Genomic DNA, 24,134 nt, shown 5'->3' with positions numbered 1-24,134 from the left:
ACAAAATAGATTATGAATATACAACAGTTGGAATATATTATCGCCGTAGATAATCATCGGCATTTCGCTAAGGCTGCTGAAGCGTCTTTTGTAACTCAACCTACCCTGAGTATGATGATTCAGAAGCTTGAGGATGAGTTGGGGGTGAAAATATTCGACCGTAGCCAGCTACCTGTTCAACCGACTGTTATTGGTACGCAGATTATCAATCAGGCACGTGTTATCGTTTCGCAGGTTAAACAAATAAGAGAAATTATTCAGGAAGAAAAAGGTGTTGTGCAAGGGATATTCAAGTTGGGTATAATCCCAACGATTGCTCCTTACCTTTTGCCAAAACTAATGCAGATTCATGACAAGAATGGTTTCGATATAGTACTTGTGATAGAAGAAACTACGACAGGGCAGATAATAGATAAGCTACTGAATGGTGCACTTGATGGCGCTATTTTGGCCACACCATTGAAAAATGATAAGATTAGCGAGCATCCGATTTACTATGAACGATTCTATGCATATGTATCTCCCCGCGAGACTTCACTATATGCCAAGAAAGAATTGGAAGAGGATGATTTGAATGTTAATCGTCTATGGTTACTCGAAGAGGTTCATTGTTTCCGTAGTCAGATATTACGTATTTGCAACACTCGAAAACGTAAGAGTTCTCATTCTTTATTCTCGTATGAGGCCGGAAGTATCGGGACTTTGGTAAACATTGTCGACAACAATAGTGGATTGACTATAATACCCGAAATGGCGATTGAAGAACTGTCTGAAAAACAAAAGAAGAATATTCGTCCATTAAAAGGGATGAATCCTGTTCGTGAGATCAGTCTTATTACCCGTCGCGAATTTTTGCGCGAGCGCGTACTTGATATAATTATTTCGGAAGTGAAAGAATCTGTGCCTAAAGAATTATTAAATCCAGATTTGAAGAAATTTGTTGTGGATATTTAATGAATAGTATACGAGAGTTGTATTATTGAATATAAAAAGAGTGATAGAAAATAGACTATCACTCTTTTTTTGTTAGATTCATCTTAGGTATTGTTATAATACCGAGGTGTTATATATTACATAATACCGAAGTGTTATATATTACTGGATATAATTCCCAATAGTTAATGATGAAGATATGCTTTCAGTTGATTTCTTTGTTTGGTTATATTCTGTTTCACTGATAACTTTGACATACTTATCGGTAAACAGACGTCCTTCCCCGATAGGTATTAGAGTAGAGTTTCCATAATTTTCTTTCATAATTATGACATATTCATGGTTCTTTATACCAATTATTTTCCCTTCATTATCTCTATCTAATTGTCCTGATAGTACAGTGAAGAAAATATGATCCCTTCCCGGACTAGAAATTTTCTCATCAAGGAAAATAGTAAAATTATCTCCTTCACCAGAGATAAAAGTACCTTCCGATTCATGTTTGGCTCTAAGAAAATCGGTATTAACTATTACTTCATGTGATTCCATATCAATATTCAATCCCTGTAGGTTATAGAATTTCATTTTATGATCTACAGGATATGTATTAAGCATAGCATCTCCATCTATGGTTGATTTCTCGCATAGAATGTGAGCTCTATAGAAACCTTCGATGTTAGGAGGATTTACCCCTCTATAGATTGTAGCTTGAAGTTTATTGAGCAATACATCTTCCATTGCTGGGGTGACAATTTCATTGTATCTGTCTTGTTCTAGTTTGACTAATAAATTGTCATCATTGCTATCATTGTCATCACTGCTACAAGAATAGCTGGCGATAATGAGAACCGATAAAATTAAAGAGAATGTAGCTGATTTTAAAAAATGCATTTTTTTCATGTAAGTTTGTTTTTGATATATTAAGGATGCAAAGTTAGTGCTTATATTTTAAAATATATAAGTATTTAATAAATGAAAAAAAGAAAGTAGGAAAGATCTTGGTTGATGCTCCTTAATGCTGAATAATCAGAGGATAATCGACAAAATATTCTGTCGAATTGTAATCTGCCGTTGAAAAAAGTGTATAAAGATTGGCAACCTGTGCAATTATTACGGGAAAAGTTTTATCTTTGCGCTATTGGTGGTATATCCTTGGGAATTTGTCAATGATACCAAAATATATGGGGAATTAGCTCATCTGGCTAGAGCGCAACGCTGGCAGTGTTGAGGTGATCGGTTCGAGTCCGATATTCTCCACAATAGTACGAATAGAGGCTTTCAGAAATGATTTGCTTCTATTCTTTTTTTATGAAAAAATCAATAAATACATACTTTTATGAACTGATTGACTTGAATGTTTTACAAATGTTTTACAAAACATATTAAAGCTAATATTTTTATAAAAATCAGTGCTGTACTCCATCGTGTAATTATCAATTTGCAGGAATTTTATATTTCTTTTATCATTTCAAACTGCATACCTGTAATTTCAATATTTTTTGATTTTAAGAATTTAGTAATCGAACTACATGAAATATCAGTATTTATAATTTTTACAACATTATTTTCATTGAGTCTGACTATTTCTTTAAGCAGTAGTGATGCAACTCCTTTTCTTCTGTTTTGTTTGTCAACTGCTATTTGAGTAATATCTCCTGAAGTAGGTTCAAAAACGCAATATCCGATGAGTGAGTTTTCGAGAAAAACTCCTATACTAACAAAGCCTTTGGCTGTCCTTTTGATGGATTCAAAACTATTTTGCCATGATGGACAAAAATCCCAAAAAGTAGATATTGAATTAAAATTCTCAATATTAATTTGTTGTATTGAATATGGGATATCAGATGTTTTAAATTTTTTATCAATTAATTGATTTTTCTGTGTAAAATAGTTGAATTCACGAGTTACTTCGAAACCGATATTTTTATAGACAGAAATAGCCTTCGTATTGTGTTGTAAAACTTCCAAAAGATATTGTTCAATGTTCCTTTCTCTCAAATAAGGAATGGAATATTCAAAAATTTTGGTAGCTAACCCCTTCCCCCTATAATTCTTTAATGTTCCTGTTCCTGTATCGTAAGCTGTTAAGATTCCGTTGAAATATCCTGTTCCATTAAGAGTAAAAGCTGCTATTTCATTTCCGTCAAATGCAGCAAAAGATATATCAGGATCAAAGCCTCGTCGTTCCAACATGATTTGAAGTTGCTCTTTGTCCAGTTGAATTTCATAATCGGCAAATGCCTGACTGAAAGCCTGAAATATTGTATCAAAGTTTATTTTACTAAGGGATTTAATTTCCATTTATTAATCGTTTTTTATAAAGCTAATAAATTTCTCAAAATCCTCAAAAAAAGTTCAAGACTTTGGTGCGATATTCCACAAAAAATATAATCCTCAAACAGAAAATGTTCGAGGATTTTTATTAGTCATTAATTTAGTAATTTGTCTTAACTTTTACTTATTATGTCCGGGGGCATAATGCTTAGCAGACTGACTTCCCGTAATTTTTTTTGCTTGTCCTGGAGGAATTCCGTTTTTATTGGTATGTACTGTTTTACATGATGACATAAACAATAATCCAATAAGCAGAGATACGAATAATACTAATCTTATCATGACATTTTTGTATTGGTAATAGAAAATGTAACATAGTTTGAGTAGTATTTGTTCTGCCTATTTAGAATTATTGCACTAATAGTATAAGAAGGTTATTTAAAGCAGGTATGGTAAAGCCAACATTTTTTTGAATTCTTCCATACAGGAGTTTGAGGTTTGATATCAATTATTGTTTACAACTGTAATATATAATACTCTCTTTCTACATCAAAGATAAAGTCAGCAAAATTAATCACTTTCTCAAAATTCTCAATATATATGCTTTGTATTTTAAATTAATTGGTCGATTAACTTTCTTTATTTTTATTCAACATCTTTTCTATTAAACCATTACGATACAAATGCGTCAAATAGACATAAGAGGGTATTAGTGTTCAATTAACAAATTAAATTATGACGAATTGTAAAAGATGTGACGAGTTACTTTCCATTTTAAGAGATGTAAAAGCATTGATGGATAGCGATAGTTATTCGATAAGCTATGATAGCATCTATGACAGAGTCTCGGCTGCTGTAAACGAGGATAACAATTAACTTTTAAAATAAGGCTTCTGCAATCTGATTGCAGAAGCCTTTTATCGTCTCGAAATAACAAATCCCTACATCTTCATGTAGGGATTTACTTTTTATTTTCCGTGAAACAATAGAGGGGTATATTATCCTCTGCTTTCCATACTGTGTTTGTCGGGGTTGAGCCTTTTATTTACGCCCTCCACATTTTTATCACTTACCTCAGTTGGAGTTTTGCTTTGATCTTTTTCGTTTCTTGCATCTTCGTAGCCAATGGTTTCTTCCGACGATTTATTTACTTTTTCATTACTCATGGTTCAATAGATTTTAAAGTTGTTGTATATCTCTTTAACATACTCGATAGGGTTAATGTTTAGTATGAGTTAAAATAATAACCTAAAAAAAAGCCCATGATTTTCACCATGAGCTTATTATCTGTTTATCTATTTTTATTTGCGACGGAAAGCGATCGGCTTAAACCATGTCAATACTCTCCACAGCCATTCCACCGGACCGTAATAATACCGTTTCATCCACCAGTTGCTATATAGTATTTGCACAGTATATACCACCAAACCTACCAGCAGACATTGCAAGAAACTCAATTCTACGGCAAGGTTAGCACCGAACCCATAGAACAGTGTTACACCTATTATCGATTGTGCCATGTAGTTTGTCACACTCATGCGCCCCACAGGAGCCATCCTGTCCATGCCGCTACGTAGCCTTGTGTTGTAGTATAGCAAGGTGAAGCCCGAAATATAGATCATCATCTGACCAAGGTTAGCATACGATTTGAATAAGGTAGTGCCCACTTCGAGAGCAAAATCGGTAACGCCCAGATAAGGTAATATAAGAACGATTGTATAGAAAAAGATAAACCATACAATGCTGTAAGGTAATGCTTTACTACTGCATTTTATCATCTTTTCCTCACTCTTATGTATTCCGAAACGCCTAATAAGCATACCGGCAATAAATAATCCGATCAACTGAGGATAACGCAGGTTATTAAATACCCATAGTAATTTAGCTGCCTGTCCTTTCCACAAATTGAACTCAAGTACATCGGCAAAAGAGCCGTGTATGTATATATCTGCACACTGAGCATACAGCCCATCCATAAATGTTACCGCATTAGCCGGCTCGTTGGGAGCATTACCGTTTAATAGTGAGATGAAACTTACTATCTCAGGTATTTGAAGGAACAACAATGCCGCTATCGCAATCAGCCATTTTGTAGGCACTTTGAACAGTGGGATAAGGAATACTCCGAGAATAGCATATACAACGAAGAACTCACCCATGTATATCAATCCGTTCAGGTATCCTAGTACCAATAATATGGTCAGCCGCCACAGAAATCGTAGACGGAAATCGACTCCTTTGTCTGCCTGCGAATCCATTTGCATGAAAAAACTAAGACCGAATAGTAGGGAGAATATGGCATACGCTTTACCCGCAAAGAGAAAAGCAACTGTTGCATAGACAGCATTATCTACCGATTGCCAAAAAGGGGATGCCAGTTCGGGTACAATCATTAAATCGAAATGCTCCATACAATGGAACATCAGAATGCCGAATAATGCAAATCCGCGGAGAGCATCGATCGAATTAATACGTTTCTTGGGTGCAATAGCAGGTGTGTGATTCATTATATCTAAAAGGTTATCTGTACAGAAGGCTCATCGCAAATAGCATGAGCCTTCTTGTATTGATATTATATATTTTATTTCTTTTCTTTCAGCAGTTGCTCCAGCAGAGCAATCTTTTCCTGATCGGCTTGAAGCATACGCTCGCAAAGTTCAACGATTTTGTCTACGGGATTAAATGTATTTGTGCTATTATCTTCCTCTACATAAGCCTTAATAGATCCATTATTATTTTCAATAATATTATTCTCGAAAATAATTGTAACAGGGTCTTCCTCCATTTCTTTAAGAGTATCAACTGAAACATTTAGTGCTTCTGCGAATTTCTTTAGAATATCATCGTCGAGTGTCCTTTTCGATTCGTATTTAGAAATTGTTTGTTGTGCCAAATCCATTACATCAGCTATTGTTTCCTGTTTCATGCCACGCGACTCTCTTAGACGTTTAATATTATGTCCGTGATGCACTCTTTTTGTTGTTGTATTGCCTGTTTCCATGGTGTATTCTTTACTATTTACGACAAATATACTATGAAATATTGAGTTGATAACAAATGTACAAAATAAAATAAAGCAGTGGTAGTAACTACTATTTGTAAAAAATTGATGAACTCATATTATGTTATTTAATTTGTAATTATAATTGAACATTTAACTCCCCTTCATGCTTTTTTTAAGGATATAAAAATGTATATGTTTTACCTAGGAGCTCACCTAATACTGACAGGTGATAGTATGGAGGGGAGAACCAATAAAGACCGATAGTGCTTATCGGTCTTTATTATATGTTTTGTTCGCTGGTGGCTTTTAAGCCCCTCTATTCATTTACGTGCGAACCTCAATGTTTTTAGTTTGATACCTCAACCATAAACGAGCAATTTTTGTGAGTATATCCATCTTTATCTATGGCATCAATGGTTATCATCGCCCAGCCTGTTGCATTATTAAATTCTATCTTGCAATCCCGTTCGTACGCAGTTGATGTATTACCCGGCAAATTTAAATACCATGTAAAATTGGTACAACCCGACCAAAATGGAATTGAAGACAAGTTAAACTTAAAAGTAGAGTTAGGTTTAACTTTCATATTTCCGGATTGATAATAGAGTGAGCCGCTGGACTGAGTACTATAATAATTTGCAATGAGCTCATTATTCTTAGGAAATATATACGTCTGTGCCTGCATTTGGCTCCATGTAATACCCAAACCGATAATAACTAAGAATAAAATTTTCTTCATGGTTTTAACTGTTTGTTACTTTATTACTTTATTATTTCAATCATAAATGAGGAACTTCTATGGCGATACCCATCTTTATCTAAGGCATCGACCGATATCACAGCCCATCCTGTTGCACCACTAAGTTCTACTTTACAATCTCGTCCCGATATAACCGGTGTAGCGCCTCCGGGTAGATTTACGTACCATGTGAAATTGGTGCAGCCGTTCCAGAATGTAGCCGAAGATAAGTCGAATTGCAAAGTGGTATTAGCTTTAACTTTTATATCAGAGGATTGATTATAGAGCGGTCCACTAGTCGGAGTAGCATAATAATACCCAACCATCTCTTTATATTGAGGGTATATATACTCATAAGTTTGTGCCTGCATTTGGCTACACGCAATACCAAGACTGATAATAACTAATAATAAAATTCTTTTCATGATGTTAAATGTTTTAGTTTTAAAATGATCGTATTGGGTTAAAAATACACTATTTAATATAAATTAAAAAATAATTAATTAATTGTGCAACTTTTAATGTAGATAAATAAATAATTCATTGGTATTTGAGTCTAAAAATAAATATCGTCTATGGGTATGATGAATATTGTTGTTTTTATTATTCTTAGAGAGAGAGTTTTTGGCAGCAATCTTTTTAATAATTAAAAATAAACGGACGGTCGGAATTATTTCCGACCGTCCGTTTATTAAATCTCATTTTTAGGTTGTACCCTTCAATAGCTGATTGGTTCATCCCTCCACAAAGGAGGTTTAATATACATACTGTAATGTGAACGTAAATGTATTATCCGGTCTGTTTATTTCAAAACCCGGTAGGTTTTTAGATGTTTCGTTATTATTTATCTCATAATAAGCTTGCAATTGAGTGTTTTTGTACACTTTCCAGATAGCACCCAAGCCTATTGCATTATATGAAATTTCAGTATCCGTAGTAGCATTCAGACCAATATTATCACCCGATATTTTAGTATTCGGATCATACCATTGATATTTGAATACACCCGAGAAAGGATGTTTGCCAACGTCTTGTATAAGGATTACATACCCTCCCTTGAAATCGCGAAGATAAGTATCATGAGTCGGGCGATTAGGACTGTTGGGGCTGCCTGATGAAGTTAATGATGCCGGCTGTTGCCCGAAGATATATTCAGTTCTTAATTGTGTTCTGCCGATTGGTGCATTCGAGTTTGTACTCGCTAAGATTTCGGCACCGAAATATTCGCGTTTGGCATATTTACCGATATTGTTAGGATTGCTATTTACAACAAACACATTATCCCTCATGCTATATACATTTTCACTCCCTTGATACACACTACCCAGATAATAAGATGCTCCTATACTTAGGGTGATATCTTTACTGATCTTAGGTGAGGCACTGATATGACCGATAAAGTCGCGTCGGCTATCCGTTTCGCGAACCACGCCGTTTCCTGCGATAAGAGCTGTTTCGAGAAACATAAAGTGTAGGGGAGAGGTTTCTTTTGCCTGAAATTGGAGCATCACACCCAAGTCACGTTCGTTGGGGAATAAGGTATTGACAATTCTCGAACGTTCGGGCATTTCACGGCGAGAAGAAGAATAACGTACTTCGTGACCGAACGGACGGAAAAATACCCCTGCTTGCACAAAGTTGGTTTTGAAAAAAGGGTCTTTGAATTTCAGATAAGCATCTCTCACGATGATTCCTCTTTCGGTAATATCCAGTTGGAAAACGGCAGAGCCAAGTCCTTCTTCGTATGTTGTTTTTATACGGGCACGACGAATACCGATACGGCTGAAATTCTCGTTTGGATTTTCATTCGGAGCACCTATTCTCAAAACTGCGTCTTTCTCGGCATATATATATTGTGCCTGAAAGTATCCGCTCAGTTTAACGTTGCTGAGTTTATTAACAACTTTTTCTAAGTTATCCAACCGCTTTTCCAATTTTTGGGTATCGGTTATTGTAGTATCTTGTTGGGCAAAAGTCAGCCCGGTTAACGCCAAGCAATTAATAATGAAAAAGATGCGTTTAATAGTATTCATGCAACAAAAAAGTGTTTATAATATAACATTCGCAATTCTATAACAAATGTAGACTTAAATTTGTTATATATATTTCTTATGAAATTAATTTTTTGTTAAGTCCGGTTACGAATTATACCATGATATTCGGATAATAACCGGCGGATTGTAACTTGTGTTTCTTCGAATCTTCCATCTATACTTTATTTTAACGTGAGTCCGATATAAGTATAGTATATGAGCTATAATTAGTATCTGTCCTTTATCTATTCTGTCATCCCGATACGCAGTGAGGGATCTCTCTCTTGCGGTTATTAGCCAATAGCTATTAGCTAACGGCTTATTTCATTACAGATCCCTCACTGCATATCGGGATGACAAAGTTGAATGATGTTTTTTATTGTTTCTTTCCTTATATCGGACTCACGTTATTTTACTAATTTTGCATCGTATTTTATTCATAATCATAAAATAATGGATTTAGATAAAGAAGTTACACGTCATCCCAATGGTTGGGCATTATTGCCACTAGTAGTATTTTTTCTGCTGTATATACTTACATTCATATTCACCGGCGATTTGAGCAAGATGCCTATTTCGGTGGCATTTCTGTCAGCATCGGTTGTTGCTATTGTATGTTCGAGAGGAAGTAAGCTGACCGAACGGATCAATCTTTTTTGTAAAGGATGTGCCAATGATACAATAATGCTCATGGTTGTTATCTTTATTCTGGCAGGTGCTTTTGCCGGAACAGCTAAGGCGATGGGGGCTGTAGATGCATCGGTCAATGTGGTACTCTATCTTTTGCCGCAAAAAGCATTATTGGCAAGTGTATTTATTGCCGCCTGTTTTATATCCATGTCGATGGGTACATCTTGTGGAACAATTGCCGCTCTTGCACCTATTGCAGTCGGCATATCGTCTCAGACCGAAATCGGGCTTCCTACCATGCTCGGTGTGGTAGTAGGAGGGGCTATGTTTGGCGATAATCTTTCGTTTATATCAGATACTACCATTGTGGCGACCCGTACGCAAGGTTGTAATATGCTCGATAAGTTTAAAGTCAATATACAGATTGTATTTCCCGTTGTTATTGTTATTTTATTAGTGTATATCTATCAGGGATTAGAACTGACGGGTAGTACAGCAATTACAAGTGGCGATGTGGAGAGGGTAAAAGTTATTCCTTATATAGCGGTATTGGTTGCGGCTTTGGCAGGGGTCAATGTGATTGCTGTTTTGGTGCTTGGCGTCGTTCTTTCGGGTATAATAGGATTAGCATCCGGAGGATTCGGTATCTGGGGCTGGACAGGGGCAATGAGTACCGGTATTGTGAGCGATATGGGTGAACTGATTATTGTTTCGTTAATGGCTGGCGGTATGTTCGAGCTTATCCGGTTCAATGGTGGTATAGACTGGCTGATAACGAAGATTACAAAGAATATCAAATCCAAACGAAAGGCCGAATTTTCTATCGCAGGGCTGGTTTCTTTTACAAATCTATGTACCGCTAATAATACTATTGCTTTAATTATCAGTGGTCCGATAGCCAAGAAGATAAGTGATAACTTTGGGTTGGATAAACGTAAAGTTGCCAGTTTACTCGATACTTATTCGTGCTTTGTGCAAGGTCTGATTCCTTACGGGGCACAATTGCTTATTGCAGCAGGCTTGTCGGGCGTTAATCCGATGGAAATTATTCCTTACCTGTATTATCCTTTCTTATTGGGCATAGTGGCTACAATAGCTATTATATTCCGTTATCCGAAGCGATATTCATAATATTGCATCTTTGTCCTCCCGAAACAGTAGCCTCTCCAACCTCCCCGAAGGGGAGACTTAAGTCCCCTATAGGGGGATTTAGGGGGCTGTTAGAATGTTTGCTCGTAACTCTTGCTGTTGCCACAAGCATCGGTAACAGTGAAAACAAACGCATGTGTTTGTCCTTTTTTCAACCTTTTACTATCGAATGTGTAAGTATAAGTTGGTGATTTTGTATCATGTTCGAAAAGGACAAACTCTCCATCTATTGTTCCTCTATATGAGCTGATTCCACTCTTATTATCAGATGCTCTCATGGTTATCTTTCCTCGTGTAACCCATTTTTCGGGAGCAACAGCTGTCAGGGTAGGGGCTTCGTTGTCGAAGCTGACGGTATATGTATTTCCCAGTTCGCGTACTTTGGTAACCATGTAGCCATCGGTATATGTTCCGCCCACCCAATACTCTTTTGCTCCTACAAGGCGAACGATGCCGTATTGCGATTTGTTAGCAATGGAGTCGTTAGTTAACTTTATTTTCATATCCGAATAGCCATCGAGGGGCACATACGAATCATTTACGACGTATTGTTTCGATAAATAGTTGCTTGTGGCAGTTTCTTTGAGTGTGAAGCATATATCTGTATATAGATAATCTTTAGGTATGATTAGCGAAAACGATTCTGTGATATAGTGATTGTTGTGATTCCACATCATAGCCTGCGAACATGCTTTGGGCGCAGGTATATTCTGCTTCTTACCGATGACGGTGAATTTGTATGTGTTCTTATTGCCATACAAATCTTCGAGTTCATAACACATGTCATAAGTCTTCTCCTTATCTATATTTATGTATCCGCTGTTAACTGATTTGTAGATAGGAAGTTTGTTGCCCGGTTCTATAAATGATTTCATGTAGAACGATTTCTTGTTGTACCAGTAATCGAAATCGATCAGACTATTTATCATTCTGGTCTGTTCGAATAAAAAGGATGATATATCGGAAGAAAATACCTCTTTGTTGTCACATAATAATCGTACTTTTTTCACACCATAAATATTTGTCGTACCGTCCATTTTATCAACAGAATTGATGCCTAATCCTATTGTACCCCATACATAAATAGAGTCTTTGATAGGAGAGTAGGTGCCATTTTTCAATATAGTTATTGCACGACGAAACGGAATGTCTTTCTTATTTACAACGCCTTTGCCATAAATAGGGTATACGGCAATCCCTTTGACGATAGGTTTCTGAGTGTCCTTTATCTGATTTTTATAAAATACAAGTGGATCGAGTGCTTCTTGCGTATTGCTTTTCCTTATTTCGAAATGTACATGAGGACCCATTGACGAACCGGTATTTCCACTATATGCAATTAGGTCACCTTTTTTTAGAGGCAGCGCATTTTTGTCTACAGTTATATCAATACTATATCTTTCTTGCTCATATTGGCGTTCCTTTATGTATTCAGCTATCTTTGGCGCATATTTGTTTAAATGACCGTATACACTTGTTTGCCCATTAGGATGCGCGATATAAAGAGCAAGTCCATATCCGGAAGGTGAAACTGATATGCGCGAAACATATCCGTCCATAATGGAATATACGGGTTTGTTTACAACACCTTCTGTCTTAAGATCGATGCCGGAGTGAAAATGATTAGGTCTTAATTCACCAAAATTGGCACTTAATATTGCCGGAACATCTAGCGGATATCTATATTGTGATTGTGCATTTGCACCTAATGTAAATGTAAGAGCGATTGATAAAAGTATTTTTTTCATGCGGATTTTTTAATAATATGAGTAGAGTACAAAAATATGCAAATAATATGACTCTAACAATTGCGTATAAATAGTCTTGAAAATCAGATGGGTAGACGGATGTGGAAAATTAAAAAGAAAGATTTTTGAAAAAAAAGTATAGAAATGTTTGCACATATTCAAAAATGCCTTACCTTTGCATCCGCAATCGAGAGATAACGCAAGTTGTGAAAACAACAAAAAAGCGCTCTTAAGATGGTCCATTCGTCTATCGGTTAGGACGCCAGGTTTTCATCCTGGAAAGAGGGGTTCGACTCCCCTATGGACTACTGTAAAAATTATCAAATAACAATATAAGATTAGTCAACATGGCAAATCATAAGTCAGCAGAAAAGAGAATCAGACAAGCAGATGTAAAACGCTTGAGAAATAGATATGTAGCAAAAACTACTCGTAATGCAGTTAGAAAGCTTCGTGCTACTACAGACAAAGCTGAGGCGGATAAATTATATCCAAGTGTTTGCTCCATGTTAGACAAGCTAGCTAAGAAGAATGTTATCCACAAAAACAAAGCTGGTAACTTGAAATCTAAATTAGCTGCTCACTTGAAGTCTCTATAAGAAGATTTAATTAAACATATATATAAGGAAGCTAAACCGATCGGTTTAGCTTTTTTGTTGTGTTTAGCAAGAAGAAGCAGGATAGCCTTAATGGCTATCCGAGCTTATTTTGTTTAGTTGCTGCTGCAAGTTAAGGATTGTCTTATTTTGCTCTTGTATTGATTTCTCCTGCTCTATCATATATAATGTCAACTCTTCTATTTTCTGCAACAATTTTATCTGCATATCGGTAACATTTACGCCTTCTTCAATCATTTGCCTTTCGGATGGAATTTCGGGAAGATGTTTATTTGTTTTTACGAATTGTTCAACTTCTGATAAGGGTTTGAGATTGTAATCGGGTTGAAAAACAAAGTCTGCTCCCGTAACTACTTTAATTTCTATTTCTTTAGCCGTTAATTTACCATCTATAGCATGATCGCCTTTGCTATGAATGAGTTTAGCCCATGTCCCCTCTCCATTTATATATGTACTACGGACATACACTTGTGGATAAGTTACAGTAAAGTTTACAGCAAATGCAATTTGTCCGTTATAATGATATACTCTGCTTGTATCAAAATTACCGGTATGTCCCACATTTATTCCCCAATAATACATGTGAGTGCCAGGGCTATTCTGAGTATTACTTGTTAGTGATTCATAAAACCCTGATTTTCGAAGAGTATTCCAATCTCTTATTGCTATTGTGTTCAATTCTTGACTTTTTAATGTTATTGAAAACAAAATTAAAATTATTGTAGACACTATTATTTTCATAATTAATCTATTATTTACTATTTATTTGTTCTTGTAATTTTTCTATTTTCTTATCCTGCTCTATCACATACAACGTCAGCTCCTCTATCTTCTGCAATAACTTTATTTGCATTTCATTTACGTTCAAACCCTCTTCTATCATTTGTTTCTCGGATGGAATTTCGGGTAAATGCTTATTTGTTTTTACGAATTGTTCAACTTCTGATAAAGGTTTTAAATTGTAATCGGGTTGAAAGACGAAGTCTGCTCCTGTATTCACTTTGATTTGTACTTCATCAGCTATAATTTTTCCTCGCACATCAAGTTTTGCTTGGGGGCTTTCTGTTCCAATACCAATATTTCCTGAATAATCTGTTGTATAGATAATATTCTTTTTCACTTGACTGGTAACATCTTGTGAGGATCCGACATTGTATTTTTTAATTTCCTGTGCTGTAATTGGAGTAATTTCATTTCCTGTAGTGTATGTAAGCCAAACCTGTACAAAAATAGACATATATGTACTAGTACTTTCTATTACAAAGTCATAATTCGCATTTGTTTCATACACTTTTAGGTTATAATTACCAATACCACCACCACTTTGTTCTTGGTTCATTATTACCAAATTTTCTGTTCCATTACCATTTCTGGACGAAATAGAATATGTACGTGTTCCCAAATTATTATTATGAAAATTTCCTCCTAGTATCTCTATCTTTAATTTGTGATAATTGTGTGCACCTGTTTTGGGTAATGACGCAATAAGAAATTTATCTCCTATAGTAGCCCATGTTTGTATGGAAGTCCCTTGAGCAAAAGTGCTTGTTGCTAGTATATAAAGCAATAAGTATAGTATAAATGCTTGTTTTTTCATAATATTTTTATCAAATTATTTTAAAATTAACAACCTAAAAATACGTTAATTCAACGAGTCCTGCAATATACTTTAGAACATACCGATTAAATACACCGATTTTCAGGCTTGACTAAAAATAGGGGCTAATCACAATGATTAGCCCCTTGTCGGTACCTTTTTTCAAAGACTTCATACAGGTAAGGTTGGTGTTTCGTAGTGTTGGTGATATTTATTTATGGAGACAAAATAACGAAGAATATTAATTGATTGTGTGTATTATATAGCAAGTAATTACTTATATCAAGTGGGTAATTACTTGCTAATATTTATATTTGTGATGAAATCATTTTTTTGTATATTTGTTCTTAATAGAAAATATATAATCGATGGAAACAAATAAGATAAGCACAGATAAAATACACCACGGACGAAATATAAAACGTGTCCGCGAATCGAAAGGAATTAAACAGGATGTAATGGCAAACATGGTGAGTTTGTCCCAACAATCTGTTTCCCGATATGAGTGTCAGAAAGAGATCGATGATGAAACCCTGCAAAAATTTGCAGATGCATTAGGTGTTACTGCTGATATGCTAAAAGAGATGCCTGATCCAATGTGTATTATTATTGAAAACAATACATTTGAAAATAATGATAATGTGAGCATCGATAATCTTGGCGAGGATTATGATAAAGAAAATTCATATAACTTTAATCCCATAGACAAAGTTGTAGAACTCTACGAACGTTTATTAAAAGCGGAACAAGAAAAGAATACAACTTTAGAAGACAGGCTCTCTAAAATAGAGGAAAAGCTAAAAGAAAAGAAATAATCTACTGTCTGATTATAGATAATATAAAGAGATCGGCTGATAAGCCGGTCTCTTTTTGCAAACAATATTAGTATGTCTATTGTTAAATAGATGCAATTCTATATTTTACGCGTAAAATAATAAATGACAATATCTTATGAAATATTTTAAAAGTGATATGTCGGGTAAAGAGTACCCTGTTAATCAACGCATACCTCTATACTCAGTAAGAGCATCAGTAATAGATTTGATAAAGAAGGATTATCCTTCGATTGACGAAACGAGTAGTGCTGCCATTGAGGAGTTGGATTTATATAGACAAAAGTACATAGAGAAATCATTGAAGGAGGAATTTAAAGATCTGACTTCGTTGGAAGAAGATGTTCTCGATAAGTTGAAAAAGCATGAATTAGTATCTGCAAATGTTGATAGGGACTGGAATAAACGCATCACTTTCGGGCAAAAGATTGCAGATAAAGTAGCATCTTTTGGTGGGAGCTGGCGGTTCATAATAATATTTTTATTATTTATTCTGTGTTGGATTGCCTTAAATGTCTATTCAATCTTTTTCAAGAGCTTCGATCCATATCCGTTTATATTGCTAAATCTGCTTTTGTCGTGTCTCGCAGCACTTCAAGCCCCTGTAATTATGATGAGCCAAAACAGGGTAGAAGAGAAGGATAGAGAAAGAGCTAAAGAAGATTATAAGATAAACCTAAAATCGGAGTTAGAGATTCAGATGTTACACGAAAAAATAGATCACCTTATACTCACCCAACAGCAAAAATTGTTCGAAATACAAAATATACAGGTTCAGATGCTCGAAGAAATTATTTCGAATTTGTCAGTTAAAGATAAAAAGAAATGATTCGCTAGTTATTAACTTTCTCAAGCCTTGATATTAAATCATCTCCGAGTTTTGATTTTGCATCGATATGTGTAATGACGGCTTTTACAAAAGCATTCTCTTCGAATATACCCCGTACTTGTTCGAAATCAACTTTTTGTGCTTCCCTATTTCCATCGAGCCCAAAGCCTGTACGTGAAGATAGCGAGAATTCTTTCTTGGCATCTTCATAAATCATTCTATCAAGATTGATGACAGACTCCTTCCATTGCTCCACAATTCGGATTATATCGTTTGCCGTAATAGTATCGAGCGAAAGATTGTAGTATTGCTCTATCTTATCCCAAGCCCATGTCCATTCTAGAGAATAGTAATCGTTGTGCAGTTTCTCGAAAATGATATTTGCTTCTTCTATTTGGGTAACTCTTCCCGATTCAATATTTTCGATTAATCTATCTACTTCTGTTCGTGGAGCAAGCAATCCTGCCAGATCGCGCCACTCACATAATCCTACCGATGTATCAGGCTTTAAATAACCCCTTATTTCTTCATCATTATTGCATGGGCATCCGGATAGTCGGGAAATAATAGAATTGCCTAAAAATTTATTGATAGCCATGTTATATAGCTTCAATCCTTTTCGTAACGAGTTATTCTTTATTTTACAACTCTGATACGTGTAGCAACCCGAAGTCTCACCACATGTGCGTTGCAGTTCCTTCAATATTTCGATGCCTTTAAACATCTTCTGAACAGTATAGGGACTCAATAGATTAAAATTAATGTGATCCATTTTATTCGGATCTTTTCGTTTATCACGTTTCGGGAATTTCTGGGCATCTCTTATTGTTCCCACACTTCGGAGATTGATTCCGGGAACAAGTACTGACTCGCTATTCTCTTCGATCAGGTAAGAGAACGGAAGTTTCGAAGTATCCGAATTATGATAGTGTCTTCCCATAATCAATGAGAATGCACCTATTTTAGCAGGCCAAAGGATGTATGAGTCGCTGGTTGTTTTACCACCCCTTTCTACTATTCCCTGATGTATGGGACCCAGTTTATACATATGATTGCTCTGATTGGAACCTGAGCCGGCATTCATAAATGAGAACATTCCTGCAATCAGTAAAGTCGATTTATGATGCGTAACTGTATATGGACCGGCGAATATAGCACATGCCTCACCATTTTCACCCTGACAATTGCTAAAGAATAAAGAATCGCTGGCGGAATAGGTATGTCCGAGTTGACAAGCCTGTCCTAAAAAACAACGTGTGAGCATCGTACCGTCTTCGACATTCGAACCCGAGCTTATTATAAAGTCGTTGGCTATAACACTATATCCTATATGTACAGGGTCGTATTGATTACTATTTATGCTTCCATTTTCTAAATGACGAGTACCCTCTATTGTCGCATAGTCACCAATATATACATTTTTGATTGCTCCGCAATTTACTATCTTTACATTATTGCCGATTGTACCTATACCCGAAGTTTGTTTTTGGGTGTAGCGCATTACCATCTCTTTCATTTTGCTTATAAGCAGGGGTCGATGTCGGTAAAAAGAGTAGATATAAGCGAAATGGGCATTTAGCTTGTCATATATCATCACTTCACGACCGCCCGTTTCGTTGAGTACTGATATTTCTACACCATTACCGAAAGAAGATTCACCTTCCACGTGCATTTGGTGTATATTCTGGATAAATGTATCGTTTCCGATTTTATAATTAGCAATATAATTCTGGATATTAGCAACGTAGACGTTGTCACCAAGTTCACAATTGTGTAGTGTAGCATTATTAATGCCCGAATGTTTTTTCAATCCTCCCGGCAAGATAAAGTCTTTTTCGAAAACTCCTAGTTTTATATTTCCCGAGAAATTGGTGTTTTTAATCTGTGATGGCTCGAAACTGTTGTGTACCACAATATTGCTCCAGCTTTCGGCTGAACAATTTTGTTGTTTTAGTACCTCGATTTCTTGTAATGTAATATTTCTATAGTTCATAGAATAGATTATTTTAAGCTAAACGATATGCAAAGCTAACAATTTCTATTAATTTGTATGTGCATATTAACTGTTTAATGTATTTAGGTATAAATGTCTACTTTTTCGTCTAATACTTCTTTTTACTATGGTATTTATATGATTGATTTATTACCTTTGCACTTCATTTTAAAGAAAATAAAACATAATGCAGAAACATGATCTTTGTTGCGTTGGGCACATCACACTCGATAAAATAGTAACACCAAAGAACACAGTTCACATGCCGGGAGGTACTTCTTTTTATTGCTCTCATGCACTACGCCACTTCGACGACGTAGACTATGTATTAGTAACAGCATTGGCAGAGTCGGAAATGTCTGTAGTGGATGACTTACGCTCCAAAGGAGTCGATGTACATGTAATGCCAAGTAAACATTCCGTTTATTTCGAAAATATATACGGCGAAAATCAAGATAATCGTACACAACGTGTATTGGCAAAGGCTGATCCTTTTACAATAGATTATTTGGATACTATTGAAGCTAAAATATTCCATCTAGGAGCTCTTCTGGCAGATGATTTTTCTATAGAACTTGTTGAAAAATTATCGAAAAAGGGACTTATCTCGGTCGATTCACAAGGTTATCTACGCGAAGTGAGAGATGAGAATGTATATGCTATAGATTGGGCTAATAAAGAAGAAGCATTAAAATATATCCATATACTGAAAGCTAATGAGCACGAAATGGAAGTATTGACAGGGCACACCGATATTAAAAAAGGAGCTCAGCAACTTTACAACTGGGGTGTGAAGGAAGTATTAATCACTCTGGGAAGTATGGGATCGGTGATATATGATGGTAAAGATTTCTATCAGATACCTGCTTACAAGCCTAAGGAAGTTGTAGATGCTACGGGTTGTGGTGACACATATATGACAGGATATTTGTATCAGCGTGCCAAAGGTGCAAGTTTAGCCGATTCTGCAAGATTTGCAGCAGCCATGGCTACAATGAAGATAGAAGCTTCGGGTCCATTTAACGGAACGAAGGAAGAGGTATTGGAGTTGATGAATACAGCTGAACAGTATATTCCTGAGATTTAATTAACTAAGTTTCTCAACTTACTATAAATAAGAAAGGCAGTCAATCGACTGCCTTTTCTCTTTATGATTAATATCAGAATTATGCTTTTCCAGCGCTTCCTAATACTGTTTCAATTTTGTGTTTGTAAAGAGCTTTTAGGCTATCACGAGCAGGACCTAAGTATTTACGAGGGTCAAACTCTTCTGGTTTGTTAGCAAATACCTCACGGATAGCAGCAGTCATAGCTAGACGACCATCTGAATCGATATTGATTTTACATACAGCCGAAGCAGCAGCTTTACGAAGTTGTTCTTCAGGGATACCAATTGCATCTTTTAGTTTACCACCATATTTGTTGATAAGAGCAACTTGGTCTTGAGGAACAGAAGAAGAACCGTGAAGTACGATAGGGAATCCAGGGATTCTTTTTTCGATTTCTTCAAGGATGTCGAAACGTAATGGAGGTGGAACTAGTACACCGTTTGCGTCTCTTGTACATTGCTCAGGTGTAAATTTGTTAGCACCATGAGAAGTACCGATTGAAATAGCCAGAGAGTCTACACCTGTTCTTGTAACGAAATCAACTACTTCGTCAGGTTCAGTATAAGTGTGGTGTTCTGCAACTACGTCGTCTTCGATACCTGCTAATACTCCAAGCTCGCCTTCTACAGTCACATCATGTTTGTGAGCATATTCTACAACGCTTTTTGTAAGAGCTATATTTTCTTCGTATGGAAGGTGAGATCCGTCGATCATAACAGATGAGAATCCCATATCGATACATGATTTGCAAAGCTCTAATGAATCACCGTGGTCTAAGTGAAGTACGATAGGCACACCGGCACCTGCAGTTAATTCTTTTGCATACTCAACAGCTCCTTGTGCAAGGTAGCGAAGGAGTGTTTGGTTTGCATATTTACGAGCACCGCTAGATACTTGAAGAATAACAGGAGATTTTGATTCTGCTGCAGCACCTACGATAGCTTGTAGTTGTTCTAGGTTATTGAAATTGAAAGCAGCGATAGCATATTTGCCATCAATAGCTTTTTTGAATAACTCTTTTGAGTTTACTAATCCTAAATCTTTGTAACTTACCATTGTTTTTATAATTAATAGTTATAATAAAATTAGATAATCTTTAAATCCTCTACAAAAATAACAAAATTATACGATATAAGGTTGCTTAATTTAATATAAAATAGCCTTATCCGCTCTTATTGCCATAAAGGAGTCGGGTATTCTCCCGTATCTACCAGCTTTTGAAGTTTGTCAACTACGGAAGCTCTGTCTTCGGCATATGTTACACCAAACCATTTGGACGGAGTGTCTAATACTTTCACATCGGCCGTCTTGGTCGATATAAGGTGATCTACCATTAATGGTATGAAATATTCAGCTTTGAGATTTCCTTGATTTAGTTCAAGAAATTTCTCAAAATACTTTTCAGAATAGTTAAAATATTCTGGTGTAAATCCCCACATATTCATCGATACAGGAGTGTTTTCGCCTAATTCGAACCAATAATTTTCAGCATCCTTATATTTGATAACACCGTCTACACGTTCTATATGTGTTCGTTCAACTATACTTGTCAGGTAGTCATTCTCATCTTTTTCACAAACTCCGCGAGCTACTGCTCCACTTTCGGATAAGGTGTTATGTAAGCGGTAACCAACCATGCAATAATGATTTTCTTTTCCTTCCAGTTCTTTTAGTTTATCAGCCAGAATGCCAAAACTTTCTCGTCCATAGAAATCGTCTGCATTGATCACAGCGAAAGGTTCTTTAATAACATCTTTCCCCATCAATACAGCATGGTTTGTTCCCCAAGGTTTTACACGATCGGGGTGTAATTCAAATCCTTCGGGTAGATTATCCAGTTCTTGATAAACAACTTCTACCGGTATATGATTCTCATATTTAGAGATTACTTTTTCACGAAATTCTTTATCGAAAGATTTTCTGATAACAAATACTACTTTGCCAAATCCACCTCTGAGAGCATCATAGATCGAATAATCCATAATTGTTTCCCCATTGGGTCCCAGTCCGTCAATTTGCTTTAGATTTCCATAGCGACTGCCCATTCCGGCTGCCAAAATAAAAAGTGTCGGTTTCATAATTTAATATAGGTTTTGTACAATTTTACATTTTACACAAAGATAGTTTATTGGCTAAGAAGTTTCAACTAAAATATTATTTTATTCAGGCTATTTGCAGAATGCGCCTTATATTAATATAAATTAAAATAAAGATAAAGATTTAATTATTAACTTTGTAATCCAATTGATTGGAAAAAAGTAATAATGTTTTTTTCGGAATAAGATAAAAAATGAGGATTAATCGCTTCTGTTTCAGTCTGATTGTTTCTTTATCTATGCTATCTAATACTATCGTTGCACAGATAAATTCAGAGACTAACCTACCTAGAAAAGATAGTCTGTTGAATGAAATAACAGATATTAATAAACGTTTAAAAGAGTATTCGGTAAAGGATACTACTAGTGGCTATTCTATTCGTCAGTTGCTTGACTCGATAGAAGGAAAGAATGTGACGCCCTATGTTCCCGGAACACATATTCAACCTAATTTTGAGCAAAGAGATACGAATGGTTTGTTGATTGTTCAGAATCAATGGTCGCCTTTCAAAGATAATGTCTCGTTTGAAGATACCATTATTTTCGACCCGTCTTTTTTACCTGTTATTTTCGATGGTAGAATACTACCTCAGGATCTTAACTTTATATCGAAAGATACTATTAATCAGCGAGTACCTTATCATTTGATCGATCCGGATAGTACTTTTGCTCCTCAATTGGCTCGTATTGATAAAATACAGAATATGCGAAGAGCCTATTATATGAACTATCCGCTTAAAATAAAGTTGAATAGATTTGCATTTAGTGATGCTCCTGTAATCAATAAGGAAGTGGTTGAAAAAAGGAATATTTTCAATGAATTGTTAACTACAGATGACGCTATAAACTATGTTACTCCTGAGGTCGAAAAAATCGAAATAAAAAAAGTTTACTGGATTAAAAATGGAGAACATACAGTAGAAATTTCTCAAAATCAATTCACCGATAACTGGAACGGTACTGGTGGAGACAACAATTTAAGTCTGAGAAATGAACATAGAATAAACCTCAATTATAAGAAAGGTAAAATTCGATTCGATAATACATTTGAATGGAGACTTAGTCTTCTACAAACTCCTGCTGATACGATGCATAATATAAATGTATTGGAGGATATGGTGAGAGTATACAGTGTACTAGGGCTAGATGCTGCCTTTAAGAAGTGGTCTTATACTGTAAAATTAGAAATGAGAACACCTTTATTTAATAATTATCCTCTCAATTCGCCACATAAGCGAGAAGCTTTATTTTCTCCATTGATAATCAGAACCGGTATTGGTATGAGTTATAATCTGGAAAAAGTATCGCCTACGGATAAACATCGTAAAACCAAATTATCAGCAGATATATCGCCTTTGGCAGTCAATTATACTTTTGTTGGAGACAAAGGTGTCGATGAAACAAGGTTCGCTATAGATGAAGGGAAGAAAGCTAATACAGAGTTCGGATCAACGTTTAATGTTGTATTGGATTATAGTTTTAATCGATTCACGAAGCTGTATTCCCGCTTTAACTACTTTACAACCTATGACAGGGTTATAGCAGAATCGGAAAATAGGTTGAGTTTTGATGTTAGCCGATATTTTACAACGTCCATAAATCTATTTATGCGCTTCGATGATGGAATCGGAGTAGATAGTAAAGTTGATGGCTGGGGATATTTCCAATATAACCATAGACTAGGTTTTGGATTGAAATATAAATGGTAATTATTTTATATGTCTAAATAGTTTGTTATCAGAATCTAAGTGCAAATAAGAAAATAATAATGATAATTAAGTCCTATTTTATTTGGAATGTTATTAAAAAGCTCTATCTTTGCACTCACAATATCGCGGGGTGGAGCAGTGGCAGCTCGTTGGGCTCATAACCCAAAGGTCGTTGGTTCGAATCCAGCCTCCGCAACTAAAGAAAGGAAAGCAATCGAATTATCGGTTGCTTTTTTGTTTATATGCAAATTAAACCTTTTGTAGACTTTAATATCTAATAAGTAAGATTATAAACTTTTTTAAATTTTTAAGCCATGAAAAGATTTATATTAATATTTATTTGTTGTAGTGCATTCTCAACAATATGCATTAATGCACAGAATTATTCAGCAAAAGATTTGCAAAATGCGTCATTAGCCGAAATGAGGAGTGATGAATGGTATGCAAGTCAAATAGAAGATAAAGACTTAAGGTATGCAACATTAGCAAAAATAAAGAATGATGAATGGTATGCAAGTCAGATAGAGGATAAAGACTTAAGGTATGCAACGCTAGCACAAATAAAGAATGATGAGTGGTATGCAAGTCAAATAGAAAATAAAGACTTAAGATATGCAACATTAGCAAAAATAAAGAAAGATGAGTGGTATGCAAGTCAGATAGAGAACACGGATTTGCAAAATGCCATATTAGCTGAAGTTAAAGATGACGAATGGTATACAAGTCAAGTAAAAGATGCAAATCTTAGAAATGCATCTACTGCTAGAGTCAAGAAAGAAGAATGGTATATAAGTCAGATAAAAGAAGACGATTAAAGATAACTATCGTCCTCCAACCCTCT

General features: G+C 35.5%; 24 protein-coding genes and 3 tRNA genes. 12 read left to right on the top strand and 15 right to left on the bottom strand.

Annotated elements, in window-relative coordinates:
- Positions 1-12: 12 nt before the first annotated feature.
- Positions 13-954, top strand: coding sequence for a hydrogen peroxide-inducible genes activator (locus tag G7Y56_RS08470; RefSeq protein WP_165025683.1), 942 nt, complete (start codon positions 13-15; stop codon positions 952-954).
- Between the two features lie 141 nt (positions 955-1,095).
- Here G7Y56_RS08470 and G7Y56_RS08465 read toward each other — a convergent pair whose 3' ends face one another.
- Entirely contained in the window at positions 1,096-1,833 is a 738-nt protein-coding gene (locus tag G7Y56_RS08465; protein ID WP_165042694.1) for a hypothetical protein, read from the bottom strand.
- A 283-nt stretch (positions 1,834-2,116) separates the two neighbouring features.
- On the opposite strand from G7Y56_RS08465, the gene G7Y56_RS08460 reads away from it, so the two are divergent.
- Positions 2,117-2,190: transfer RNA gene (locus G7Y56_RS08460), tRNA-Ala, on the top strand.
- Between the two features lie 192 nt (positions 2,191-2,382).
- Here G7Y56_RS08460 and G7Y56_RS08455 read toward each other — a convergent pair.
- Together G7Y56_RS08455 and G7Y56_RS08450 are read right to left on the bottom strand one after the other, a co-directional pair.
- Entirely contained in the window at positions 2,383-3,234 is an 852-nt protein-coding gene (locus tag G7Y56_RS08455; RefSeq protein WP_165042692.1) for a GNAT family N-acetyltransferase, read from the bottom strand.
- Between the two features lie 153 nt (positions 3,235-3,387).
- Entirely contained in the window at positions 3,388-3,549 is a 162-nt protein-coding gene (locus tag G7Y56_RS08450) for a hypothetical protein (RefSeq protein ID WP_165025298.1), read from the bottom strand.
- 393 nt (positions 3,550-3,942) lie between these two features.
- Between G7Y56_RS08450 and G7Y56_RS08445 the strand changes: the two genes are divergently transcribed.
- Positions 3,943-4,083 carry a hypothetical protein gene (locus G7Y56_RS08445; protein ID WP_165042690.1) on the top strand — a complete coding sequence of 47 codons (141 nt, stop codon included), beginning with the start codon at positions 3,943-3,945 and terminating at the stop codon, positions 4,081-4,083.
- 122 nt (positions 4,084-4,205) lie between these two features.
- Here the strand turns inward: G7Y56_RS08445 and G7Y56_RS08440 are convergent, their stop codons facing one another.
- From G7Y56_RS08440 to G7Y56_RS08415, 6 genes are all read right to left on the bottom strand, one after another.
- Entirely contained in the window at positions 4,206-4,373 is a 168-nt protein-coding gene (locus G7Y56_RS08440; protein WP_165042688.1) for a hypothetical protein, read from the bottom strand.
- A 135-nt stretch (positions 4,374-4,508) separates the two neighbouring features.
- Positions 4,509-5,714, bottom strand: coding sequence for a DUF418 domain-containing protein (locus tag G7Y56_RS08435; RefSeq protein WP_165042686.1), 1,206 nt, complete (start codon positions 5,712-5,714; stop codon positions 4,509-4,511).
- Between the two features lie 74 nt (positions 5,715-5,788).
- On the bottom strand, positions 5,789-6,208 hold the full coding sequence (locus G7Y56_RS08430; protein WP_165042684.1) for a helix-turn-helix domain-containing protein: 420 nt from the start codon (positions 6,206-6,208) through the stop codon (positions 5,789-5,791).
- Between the two features lie 349 nt (positions 6,209-6,557).
- Positions 6,558-6,950: a hypothetical protein gene (locus G7Y56_RS08425; RefSeq protein WP_165042682.1), complete on the bottom strand. Its 393-nt coding sequence runs from the start codon at positions 6,948-6,950 to the stop codon at positions 6,558-6,560.
- A 23-nt stretch (positions 6,951-6,973) separates the two neighbouring features.
- A complete protein-coding gene (locus G7Y56_RS08420; protein ID WP_165042680.1) occupies positions 6,974-7,375 on the bottom strand; it encodes a hypothetical protein in 402 nt (133 codons plus the stop codon).
- 330 nt (positions 7,376-7,705) lie between these two features.
- Entirely contained in the window at positions 7,706-8,983 is a 1,278-nt protein-coding gene (locus G7Y56_RS08415; RefSeq protein WP_165042678.1) for a porin, read from the bottom strand.
- 453 nt (positions 8,984-9,436) lie between these two features.
- Here G7Y56_RS08415 and G7Y56_RS08410 point away from each other — a divergent pair, with 453 nt between their 5' ends.
- Entirely contained in the window at positions 9,437-10,744 is a 1,308-nt protein-coding gene (locus G7Y56_RS08410) for a Na+/H+ antiporter NhaC family protein (protein WP_165042677.1), read from the top strand.
- A gap of 89 nt (positions 10,745-10,833) precedes the next feature.
- On the opposite strand, the gene G7Y56_RS08405 is transcribed toward G7Y56_RS08410, so the two are convergent.
- Positions 10,834-12,510 carry a M23 family metallopeptidase gene (locus tag G7Y56_RS08405; protein ID WP_165042675.1) on the bottom strand — a complete coding sequence of 559 codons (1,677 nt, stop codon included), beginning with the start codon at positions 12,508-12,510 and terminating at the stop codon, positions 10,834-10,836.
- 236 nt (positions 12,511-12,746) lie between these two features.
- Between G7Y56_RS08405 and G7Y56_RS08400 the strand changes: the two genes are divergently transcribed.
- Both G7Y56_RS08400 and rpsT read left to right on the top strand, forming a co-directional pair.
- Positions 12,747-12,818 (top strand) — tRNA-Glu (locus G7Y56_RS08400).
- 39 nt (positions 12,819-12,857) lie between these two features.
- The gene (gene rpsT, locus G7Y56_RS08395; protein WP_165025325.1) at positions 12,858-13,109 is read left to right on the top strand and encodes a 30S ribosomal protein S20; all 252 of its coding nucleotides are present in this window, start codon (positions 12,858-12,860) and stop codon (positions 13,107-13,109) included.
- 87 nt (positions 13,110-13,196) lie between these two features.
- Here rpsT and G7Y56_RS08390 read toward each other — a convergent pair whose 3' ends face one another.
- The gene (locus tag G7Y56_RS08390) at positions 13,197-13,805 is read right to left on the bottom strand and encodes a hypothetical protein (protein ID WP_165042672.1); all 609 of its coding nucleotides are present in this window, start codon (positions 13,803-13,805) and stop codon (positions 13,197-13,199) included.
- 73 nt (positions 13,806-13,878) lie between these two features.
- Positions 13,879-14,724, bottom strand: coding sequence for a hypothetical protein (locus G7Y56_RS18575; RefSeq protein ID WP_255498689.1), 846 nt, complete (start codon positions 14,722-14,724; stop codon positions 13,879-13,881).
- A gap of 368 nt (positions 14,725-15,092) precedes the next feature.
- Between G7Y56_RS18575 and G7Y56_RS08380 the strand changes: the two genes are divergently transcribed.
- Both G7Y56_RS08380 and G7Y56_RS08375 read left to right on the top strand, forming a co-directional pair.
- On the top strand, positions 15,093-15,539 hold the full coding sequence (locus G7Y56_RS08380; RefSeq protein ID WP_165042670.1) for a helix-turn-helix domain-containing protein: 447 nt from the start codon (positions 15,093-15,095) through the stop codon (positions 15,537-15,539).
- A 136-nt stretch (positions 15,540-15,675) separates the two neighbouring features.
- Positions 15,676-16,386, top strand: coding sequence for a DUF1003 domain-containing protein (locus G7Y56_RS08375; RefSeq protein ID WP_165042668.1), 711 nt, complete (start codon positions 15,676-15,678; stop codon positions 16,384-16,386).
- 4 nt (positions 16,387-16,390) lie between these two features.
- Here G7Y56_RS08375 and G7Y56_RS08370 read toward each other — a convergent pair whose 3' ends face one another.
- Complete coding sequence (locus G7Y56_RS08370) at positions 16,391-18,379, bottom strand: DUF4954 family protein (protein WP_165042666.1); 1,989 nt, start codon at positions 18,377-18,379, stop codon at positions 16,391-16,393.
- Between the two features lie 187 nt (positions 18,380-18,566).
- Between G7Y56_RS08370 and G7Y56_RS08365 the strand changes: the two genes are divergently transcribed.
- The gene (locus G7Y56_RS08365) at positions 18,567-19,466 is read left to right on the top strand and encodes a PfkB family carbohydrate kinase (protein WP_165025331.1); all 900 of its coding nucleotides are present in this window, start codon (positions 18,567-18,569) and stop codon (positions 19,464-19,466) included.
- 79 nt (positions 19,467-19,545) lie between these two features.
- On the opposite strand, the gene G7Y56_RS08360 is transcribed toward G7Y56_RS08365, so the two are convergent.
- Together G7Y56_RS08360 and G7Y56_RS08355 are read right to left on the bottom strand one after the other, a co-directional pair.
- On the bottom strand, positions 19,546-20,544 hold the full coding sequence (locus G7Y56_RS08360; RefSeq protein ID WP_165042664.1) for a class II fructose-bisphosphate aldolase: 999 nt from the start codon (positions 20,542-20,544) through the stop codon (positions 19,546-19,548).
- Positions 20,545-20,660: 116 nt separating this feature from the next.
- Positions 20,661-21,566, bottom strand: a complete 906-nt coding sequence (locus G7Y56_RS08355) for a sugar phosphate nucleotidyltransferase (RefSeq protein ID WP_165042662.1) — start codon at positions 21,564-21,566, stop codon at positions 20,661-20,663.
- Between the two features lie 212 nt (positions 21,567-21,778).
- Between G7Y56_RS08355 and G7Y56_RS08350 the strand changes: the two genes are divergently transcribed.
- From G7Y56_RS08350 to G7Y56_RS08340, 3 genes are all read left to right on the top strand, one after another.
- On the top strand, positions 21,779-23,293 hold the full coding sequence (locus tag G7Y56_RS08350) for a DUF3078 domain-containing protein (RefSeq protein WP_165042660.1): 1,515 nt from the start codon (positions 21,779-21,781) through the stop codon (positions 23,291-23,293).
- Positions 23,294-23,417: 124 nt separating this feature from the next.
- Positions 23,418-23,489 (top strand) — tRNA-Met (locus G7Y56_RS08345).
- 118 nt (positions 23,490-23,607) lie between these two features.
- The gene (locus G7Y56_RS08340) at positions 23,608-24,108 is read left to right on the top strand and encodes a hypothetical protein (protein ID WP_165025339.1); all 501 of its coding nucleotides are present in this window, start codon (positions 23,608-23,610) and stop codon (positions 24,106-24,108) included.
- Positions 24,109-24,134: the final 26 nt, after the last annotated feature.

The sequence above is a fragment of the Dysgonomonas sp. ZJ709 genome (assembly GCF_011039195.1).
Lineage (GTDB): Bacteria > Bacteroidota > Bacteroidia > Bacteroidales > Dysgonomonadaceae > Dysgonomonas.
This window is presented reverse-complemented; position numbering and strand designations above follow the sequence as displayed.